We start from the raw sequence: 8356 nt of genomic DNA, 5'->3' as shown, positions 1-8356 counted from the left end.
GCCCTGTTTGAGGGGGCGGGCTGGTGCAAAGGGGTTGAAAAGGGCCGCTGGAGGGTGACGCGCAGGCTGTGCGCCGGGCCGGAGCGCAGGCCGTGGCGCCCCTTGGGGCACACGCCGGCCCAAGCGGCCCAGCCAGGCGGCAGGCCGCAGGGGCGTGGGCTTCCAAGTGAGTGTGGGCGCTTGGGGCTCAACACCCCGCGCTCTGGGCTGGTCCCTGCGCTGGGGTCAACCGAGCAGGCCGCCAGGGCAATGCCAGGTGCTCCAGAACGGCGCGCACCCCACCGGGCGCCGTCAGATACGCCAGCACCCTCAGCCTGCCTCCACACCTGCCGCACGCGAACACCTCTAGCGCGAAGCTCCTTTTCAGCAGCCCGGCCCAATCCAGCCGAGGCTTGCGCTCCTTGTTCGGCTCCTGCCTCGCCGCTGCCTCAGGCGGCTCACTTGCCTCTTCCGGTTTCGGCTCAGCCCCCGCTTGAGGGAGCAGAAATGGCCGGAGTTTCGCGCCCGGAGCGAAGACACCGTGAAACCTCGTGAGGTTCGACCGAGGCGGAGGTACCAGGGACGCCACGCGACGTAAGAGTTCCAGTCCGGTGAAGAAGAGGTGTGTAGTGCCGTCTGGCAGCGGACGCTTCATCCGCCAGGCAATGCGGCTGTCCGCCGCTCGTGACAAACGCTCCGGCGCCAGCGCGCCGCGTGCTCCGTAGCGGCACAGCCGCTCCAGCCCCTGCCTATCGTTGGCGTGCAGGTGCGTGTTGGCGTGCAGGGAGAAACCTTCCAGGAAGGAGCACCGAGGCTGCTTGTTGGGAGGGAGCAGGACGTCCAGTTCCAGCCAGCGCAGTCGCTGCTGCAGGGAATGCGCCTGGTATGCCTGCTGCGCGTCCTCGGGCCCTTGCGCGGGGAGAGCCCCTCTGTTTTCCAGGAGGCGCAGCACCCGGTGGCGCACCACCCTCAGCAGTCGTTCTACCTCTGCTTGAGTGGGTGGCGGCAACGCTTCGAAGCGTACACCGCCCTCCCGTGGCACGAAGACGCCGTCTGGCACCAGCGAGTGGAAGTGTGGCGTTACCTGGAGGGCTGAGCCGAAGAACTGGACGAATGACACGGCCCCGACCTGCCCACCACACAGCCCCTGTCGCCGTGCCCTTCGACGCTGCAGGGCAAACACCGCGCGAAGGAACACCGTGAGAACGTCGGAGAGGAGCCCTGCATCCTTCAACAGCACCCACCGCACCCGGTGAGGAAAGGACAGCGTCCACTATCGATAGGGCACGTGAGGCAGCACTCGCTCCACCAGGTGCACTGCCGTTACATGCGCCCGCTTCGCGTTGCAGGAGGGGCACACCCCTCGTCCCTTGCACGAGAAGGCGACGAGAAGTTCGTCCTTACAACTCTCACAACGCACCCGCGCGAAGCCGTGCGCCCATACTCCGCACTCCAGGTATCTTGTGAAGTCCCGCTCCACGTACCGGGGCAGGCCGCGCCCCACTTCGCTCGCCTCCGCCAGCAACGTGGCGAGATTGTCCCTCACCGCCTCATACAGCACCGTCCCCTCCGGCCGCCTGCGCCGGTACACCCCCCCGTGCTCCCCCACCTGCCCCTCCCCAGCCACACTTCGCCAGGGCACACACTACCGGTGGGCTCCCACGGAGCTCCGCCAAGCCCGCTCTGGGAGTGCCGTGCTGGGCAGTCTTACGGAAACCGCGCTCGACCGAGTTGGATCGCTCTTGCCGGAGGCTCCAAGCGGCGGGTTCGATTCCCGCCGCCTCCAAGCAGAGCAACCCGCCGCTCTGAGCAGAGACATCGACAAAGGTGGGCGCGCAGTTCCAGACGAGAAGGACTCACTTGATGGGCACGATCATTGTGGCGACCTCCCCCTCGGTGATGGTGACAGTCTGAGGCTTGCTCTGCTTGTCGTTGAGCTTGAAGACGATCTTCCGTCGCCCCACAGGCAGCATCAGCGCAGAGCCAATGGGCACCGGCGTCAGCCGGCCCGTGTCCTTGCCATCCACCCAGATCTGCGCGCCGCTCGGACTGGTGCTAGCTGCGAACCGCCCCAGCTTTGCCAGTGCGGCCTTGGGAGTGGGAGTGACCACGGGCTGCGTGGGCTGGGGAGCGGAAGTCGCAGTGGGATTGGGCTCCTCCTTCTCGAGCTCAAACTCCACCTCCAGCTCGGAGATGCCCTCATACTTGAACTCACCTGCGTACGGCTTGTACCCGGCGCGCTTGGCCACGAACCTATACGTCTTTCCAACGGTCAGGTTCAGCGCCTTCGCGTTGGGCGTTTGCCCCACCGACTTGCCATCCACCAGGACCTCCGCCCCCTCGTCACTTACGAAGAGCACTGCGAATGTGTTCGGCTTGTCGGGCTCGGCGGGCGTGTCCGGGTTCTTGGCCACAGTCCCGGGCGGGTTCTTCGGCTGATCCCGTGCATCATCCGGGTCCTTGCCGGACTCGGCCGGCTGCTCGTCCGGCGAGTTCTCCGCGCCCGCAGGCTTGAGCTTCAGCTGCACCGGGCTCGGCATGGCGCTCTCGGTGACGCTCACGGCCTGCTCGTGCGGCAAGAACCCCGCCGCCGTCGCGAACAGTTTGTGTACCCCTGGCTCCAGCTCGATAACGGTATTCGGCTTGATGGGCTGGCCATCGAGGCGGAGCTCCACCCTGGCGGTGGCGGGCTCCACGGTGACCATGATGAGGCCGCCCTTGCTGGACTCCATCGCGATCGCCACCACGGTGCTGATGAGCCCGAGCAGCACCACAGCGACTCCCGCGATGATGTGGTTCTTGATGTTGACCGGCAGGGCCCCCAGGTCGCTCGGGCCGGGCTTCGCCGCCTTGCTGGGTTTGGCTGGGACCTTCTTCGCGACAGCGACCGGCGACTTGTCCGTCTGTTTGGCTGTGACCTTTTTCGCGACAGCGACCGGCAACTTGACCGTCTCTGTGCTTTTCGGGGGGAGCGGAGGGGGCCCGAGCAGTGCCTCCACCGCGCGGAGGACCTCCACCACCTCGGGCGAAGGACCCTCGCGCCAGCCGGAAAGATCCACTGTATGGCGTGTGCGGAACTGAAGCGGCGGAGTGACCCCGTCCAGTGACACGGGTATCAGGATCTGACGCTTGCGGCCCTCATCGGCCTCGGCGATCACCCAGTCGGAGACCACCGCGTTCTTCGACCACACCACAATGACGCAGCCAGCGAGTTCGAGTGCCTGCTCGATCTTCTGTTGAAAGGAGCTGCCGGCCAGCAGCTTTCGGTCCCACCACACCCGCCACCCGGCACGCTCCAGCTGCTCGACCAATGGCCTCACCCGGTGACGATCGGCGGAGCTGTAGCCGATGAAGACATCGGCGCGGGGAGAGTCGAACTCCCGGGAAGCTGATGAGTGGGCAGTCATTTCCGCCAGGTCCGGTTGCAGCAGGTCTGCACCGCGCGATGTTACTTTCTTCAGCGATCGGAACCAAGCAACAAAGGCCAGCCCCGATGAGCACGCGCTCAAAACGCGGGGAAGCGCCGCCACGTCAGCGGAGCGTCGGCGAGGCTGAGCTTCGGGAAGAGCCGCACCAGCATCCCCAGGGCGATCTGGGCCTCGAGGCGGGCGAGCGGCGCGCCGAGGCAGAAGTGCGCACCACTGCTGAACGCGTGGTGGTGTGTGTCCTCGCGGCTGATATCGAACCGATGCGGATCGGGCTGGCGAGCAGCACCAGATTATCCGCATCATTTTCCACCTCGGCGGCTCATTCCCTTGGAGGGGGCCTGCTCAGCCCACGTCCATGAACCCGGGACGAGCCGAACCCCTCTCATGCTGGGTTGGGAGCAGACCGACTGCTCCCCCTGATCCGTTTGCTCAACGAGGGGAAGTTCTTGAATCCAATACACCAAGCCTGTAGCACTCACAGCCTCTGCTTCCATCTTCTGGCGCTTGTCCCATGGCTCCTCGCGCCGCTTGCGGCCTGCGCTCCTCCTCCTCTGCAGGAGGGCTCGGCTGACATCGCCGTTTCGGCCCAGGCGCTTTCGACTTCAGACGTGGCGAGGGTCACTCTGACGGTAAGCGCCCCCGACATTTCCCCCAGCATTGTCAGCAACCTGCAGAATACCGGGGGCCAGTGGAGGGGCGTCATCGGAGCGATCCCGGTTGGTGGCAATCGCACCTTCCTCGCCCAGGCTTTCAATGCCGCCAACACCCAGATCTACGAAGGCCAGGCCACGGGCGTTACCATCAGCTCTGGCGCGCCGGCCGTGGTGGTGATCTTGCTCCAACAGAGCACGCCTTCGACGCCCTTTGTGAACAGCGCTCCCAAGATCACCGGGCTTACCGCCTCCGTGTCCCAGGTGGACGTGAACCAGCCAGTGACGCTCTCCCTCACTGCCACGGACGCGGACGGCGATCCGCTCAGCTACGCCTGGACGGCGACCGGAGGCACCTTCGCCAACGGGGCCACGGCGAGCCCGACGTGGACCTCACCGGCTACCGAGGGAACGTATACGTTGAACGTGAGCATGAGCGACGGCAGAGGCGGACAGGCGGGTATCTCGCTGAGGATCGCCGTGGTGCATGCCCGAGCCACAGCGAAGGTCGCAGTCTCGTTCAACGCCTGGCCCGTGGCGACACAGGTGACGGGTACCCCGTCCGGTCAAGTGGCTGCCGGTGAGGTGGTGAACCTGGATGTGGCGGCGGTGGATCCGGACAACGATCCGCTGACCTACAGCTGGGCTGATGATTGCGGCGGCAGTTTCAGCGGCCTCACCTTGAGGAGCCCGACCTGGACGGCGCCGGCCGCAGCCCCCGCGAGTGAGGTGTGCACGGTGACGGTGACGTTGAACGATGGACGGGGTGGGAGCACGACGGGTCAACTGGGCATCAACGTGGGGCTACCCCAGGTTCCCACCTTGCCACCGGTCATCGATCAGACCTTCCAGTCCGTTGACACCATCGCAGTCAGCGGGACCGTGGAGCTGAGCGTGAGCGCCCACGACCCCGAGGGCACAGCCCTCACCTTTACCTGGAGCGCGAGCGCAGGGACGTTGGGGACGCCTGTCACCAGCGCCTCGCAGAGCAACGTCATCTGGACGGCCCCGTCGCAGGGGACTTCCTCGACCGTCACCCTCGTGGTCCAGGATGCGAGCGGCCAGAGCACGACCCAGAGCTTCACGATCAGCTTGACGGGTGGGGCCGTCTCGCAGACCTGCGTCATGGTCGTCACTTCGTACCTGAATGAGGTGAATCCGTATGGCTCGCCTCTCACTGTGGTCTACAGCATGGTGGGTGGCGCCGGCGGTGGCGGTGGCACGACTGGCACCCCCGGCAGCAGTGGCGCCACCGCCACGGGATCCTTCACGCTGGGGGCCGGGAACCTGGAGGTCTTCGTCGGCGGCGGTGGCGGCTTTAGCCACTGGGGTTCCGGCGGCACCGGCGGTGGGGGTGCCGGCTATTACGGCGGAGGTGGCAGCGGCACCACCCAGACGGGTCTCGGCGGCGGCGGTGGTGGCGGCAGCAGCGCGATCCTCAGCGCAGGCCAGCTCATCCATGTCGCGGCGGGAGGATCTGGCTTCTGGGGCGCCGGTGGAGGTAGCACGACTGGCGGTACCGCAGGAAATGACCCTACAGGCACCGCCACCCCCACGGCCGGTACCGCTGGCGCCGGCGGTGGCACTGCCACCACCGGTGGGGGTACTGGCCTCAACGGCGGCACAGGCTCCACGGTCGCAGGTGGCGGCGGCGGCTATGGGGGAGGCGGCGGAGGCAACTCTGGAGCCACTTCGGGTGGTACTGCGGGTGGCACCGGCGGCGGCAGCGGCGGCGGGCTCGGTGCCAACACGTGGTCGACCGCGACCACCCTTCCGGCGGGGGCCGGCGCTGGCAGCCCGGTGGGTGGCAACGCCGGTCTGGTCATTCTGACGTACAGCGCTCCCACCTGCTTGCTGTGAACGAAGCTCCGTCTTCGGGCCCGCTCTATCTTTCTGGTTTTACTCAGGATTCTCCGGGTGACGGCCGTGGGCTCGGGTGAATTCTGAGAGCCTGAGAAATTCGGACGCAACTCCGCAACGGACGCCGCGACAATCGTTCAAGGAGATTGACCTACATGTCCACCTACCGCATTCAAAAGGGCGACACCCTCTCGGCCCTCGCGGCTCGCTTCAAGACCAGCGTCTCTGAGCTGGCGCGCACCAACAAGATTGCCAACCCGAACCTCATCATCGCGGGCAAGACGCTGCGCGTCCCTGGCCACGCCCAGAACGACAGCTTCCAGCCTGGCAAGAGCGGCGGCAGCGGCACGAAGGGCTCCGGTGGCTCGGGTCGCACCGGCGGTTCTACGGGCGGCGGGCAGGTCGAGGAGAGCCGTGGCGCCGGGAAGCCGGGCCAGGCGACGGCTGCGATGCGCAAGCTGGCGACCGCGGGCCGTGCGGCCGCGATGAGCATGGGCGGGTACAACAGCCAGGGCCTGTGCGCCACCGGCGTGAGCAAGGCCATCCAGAACGCCTTCGGCTTCAAGGTCTGGGGCAACGGCAACCAGATCGACAACAACCTGCCGCGCGACAAGTTCAAGCAGGTCAACATGTCGCTCGCCGAGGCGCTGAAGATTCCGGGCATGGTGCTCACCTGGGAGAAGACCTCGTCGGCGGCGGGCAGCAAGTACGGCCACACCGCCATCACCACCGGCGACGGCCGCTCGTCCGTGAGCGACTTCATCGAGCGCAACACGCTTGGCGCCGGTGGCCGCACCGGGCTGAAGATCTTCATGCCGACGATGTAGCTCCCGCCGCACGACGCAACACCGTCGCAACCGTCGCCCCCGGGGCTGTCGACCGGGGGCGCTGTCGTGTCCGCACCCGGGTGAGCTCACCGCCACTGGGAGTAGACGGGTAGCCGTGCGGTGGACAGGCTCAGGGGCAGTCAATGCCCTGGCAGAGGTTCACTCGGAGGTGCTCACGAGGGTGATCCTCGTGACTCCACCCAAGAGGACCCTCCCTCCGACGCGGTGCTTCTCCACCTCGTTAGAGAGCTCCTCCTCCCACGCTTGCTGCTGGTGCTCGGGCATTTCGCCCACGAGCTTCACCAAGGGCCCGCCCATCGCTCGAACCCAGGCCACGATGCCTCTTCCATCCCTGGCCTCCACCACGGGGACCTCCAGCTCCTCCGAAGCTTCCAGGGAGAAGCCCTTCCGCTTCAGGGCCGCCTCCAGACTGGAGCCGTCCGCGTGACGAAAAACCCCGGGTCCGTCGGAGCTGGGGAGCGGTACGTCTCGATAGCGCTCGAGGATCCGACGGGGGAGCGAAGCGAACGGAACTCGAGCCGGTTCAACCCACGAGGCGATGGCCAGAGCGCCACCGGGCTTCAGCGCGCGGTGGATGGACTCGAGGGCCCGCTCGGGAGCGCGCATGTACATCAAGCCCCAGCGCAGGGTCGCCACGTCGAAAGACTTCTCCCCCACTTGTAGCGCTTCAGCGTCAGCTACCTGGAACTCGACATTTCTCAGGCCTTCTCGACTCGCCCTTTCCCGGGCGATTTGAAGCACCCCCTCCACCAGGTCGACTGCTAGCACCCATCCGTGCGAGCCCACCCGGTGGGCAGCAAGCAGCGCGGGTTCACCTCGGCCGGAGGCGACGTCCAGCACGCGCATGCCCGTGGAGACACGTGCCATGTCGAGCATGCGCTCGCTCACTGGACGCGTGAGCCGCGCTTCCATCTCATCGTGCCGACGCCAGAACTCGACCATCTGAGCCCTGGCCGCCTCCTGCTGCTGACGCGCGACGTCATCCATGCCTACGGAACGACCTCCCCTGCTCGGAGTACATCTCCTACTCTGCCAGAGTCTCGGCTCCGGTCCCGTGTTCTACCAGCACCGGAAGGTGCACCCCCGCCACACCGTCGTTTGACAGCACCAATATATCCATGTTTCGATATATCGAATGTCCGATACAAAGCGTCCCGGCCGCTCCACTCCTCGCCCGCTCCCCGAAGCGCTGTGGCGGCGAATGCTGGAGTTCCGGCAGCGCGTGATGGTGGGCATGCAGAGCGGGCTGTCAGCCCTCGCCGCGCTCGACCTGACCCTTCCGCAGTCGATGGTGCTGTTCAGCCTGGTGGAACGCGGGCCGCTGTCGATCTCCCAGCTGCAGCCGGTCGCGGGCCGCTCGCAGGCCGCTACCAGTCATCTGGTTGAGCAGCTCGAGCGTCGGGGGCTGGTGGCTCGCAAGGCCGATCCTGCTGACGGACGCCGCACACAGGTTCACGCCACGCCTCAAGCGCTCGAGACCGTACGGCAGGTGGAGAGCCTGCGGCGGAGGGGGCTCGAGGAAGTGCTGGGGCGTATTCCCGCGTCCGTCGTGCGCCAGCTCGACGAGGCGCTCGAGGCCGTGCTCTCCGCG

Annotated in this window: 7 protein-coding genes and 1 pseudogene; 3 read left to right on the top strand and 5 right to left on the bottom strand. The window is 66.7% G+C overall.

Annotated features, from left to right (window positions below; genetic code table 11):
* Positions 1 to 187: 187 nt before the first annotated feature.
* From VD972_RS16080 to VD972_RS16065, 4 genes and pseudogenes are all read right to left on the bottom strand, one after another.
* On the bottom strand, positions 188 to 1099 hold the full coding sequence (locus tag VD972_RS16080; protein ID WP_324987843.1) for a transposase: 912 nt from the start codon (positions 1097 to 1099) through the stop codon (positions 188 to 190).
* 153 nt (positions 1100 to 1252) lie between these two features.
* Entirely contained in the window at positions 1253 to 1588 is a 336-nt protein-coding gene (locus VD972_RS16075; protein WP_324987841.1) for a transposase zinc-binding domain-containing protein, read from the bottom strand.
* A gap of 247 nt (positions 1589 to 1835) precedes the next feature.
* The gene (locus tag VD972_RS16070) at positions 1836 to 3386 is read right to left on the bottom strand and encodes a toll/interleukin-1 receptor domain-containing protein (protein WP_324987838.1); all 1551 of its coding nucleotides are present in this window, start codon (positions 3384 to 3386) and stop codon (positions 1836 to 1838) included.
* A 98-nt stretch (positions 3387 to 3484) separates the two neighbouring features.
* A pseudogene (locus tag VD972_RS16065) lies at positions 3485 to 3664 on the bottom strand (cytochrome P450); the annotation flags it as partial.
* 351 nt (positions 3665 to 4015) lie between these two features.
* Between VD972_RS16065 and VD972_RS16060 the strand changes: the two are divergent.
* Positions 4016 to 5917, top strand: coding sequence for an Ig-like domain-containing protein (locus VD972_RS16060; protein WP_324987835.1), 1902 nt, complete (start codon positions 4016 to 4018; stop codon positions 5915 to 5917).
* A 155-nt stretch (positions 5918 to 6072) separates the two neighbouring features.
* Positions 6073 to 6744, top strand: coding sequence for a LysM domain-containing protein (locus tag VD972_RS16055; RefSeq protein WP_324987832.1), 672 nt, complete (start codon positions 6073 to 6075; stop codon positions 6742 to 6744).
* A 159-nt stretch (positions 6745 to 6903) separates the two neighbouring features.
* Here the strand turns inward: VD972_RS16055 and VD972_RS16050 are convergent, their stop codons facing one another.
* A complete protein-coding gene (locus VD972_RS16050; RefSeq protein ID WP_324987829.1) occupies positions 6904 to 7752 on the bottom strand; it encodes a class I SAM-dependent methyltransferase in 849 nt (282 codons plus the stop codon).
* 148 nt (positions 7753 to 7900) lie between these two features.
* On the opposite strand from VD972_RS16050, the gene VD972_RS16045 reads away from it, so the two are divergent.
* Positions 7901 to 8356: MarR family winged helix-turn-helix transcriptional regulator (locus VD972_RS16045; RefSeq protein WP_324987826.1), on the top strand; the 456-nt coding region annotated here is incomplete at its 3' end.

Origin of the sequence: Hyalangium sp. (assembly GCF_035629615.1) — a bacterium.
Taxonomy (GTDB): Bacteria; Myxococcota; Myxococcia; order Myxococcales; family Myxococcaceae; genus Hyalangium.
The sequence above is the reverse complement of the archived record's forward strand: the minus strand, read 5'-3'. Positions and strand labels throughout refer to the sequence as shown.

Bases quoted from the DNA above. Each gene is read 5' to 3' on its own strand.
- VD972_RS16070 (WP_324987838.1), bottom strand. From the start codon at position 3,386: ATGACTGCCCACTCATCAGCTTCCCGGGAGTTCGACTCTCCCCGCGCC.
- VD972_RS16055 (WP_324987832.1), top strand. From the start codon at position 6,073: ATGTCCACCTACCGCATTCAAAAGGGCGACACCCTCTCGGCCCTCGCG.
- VD972_RS16050 (WP_324987829.1), bottom strand. From the start codon at position 7,752: ATGGATGACGTCGCGCGTCAGCAGCAGGAGGCGGCCAGGGCTCAGATG.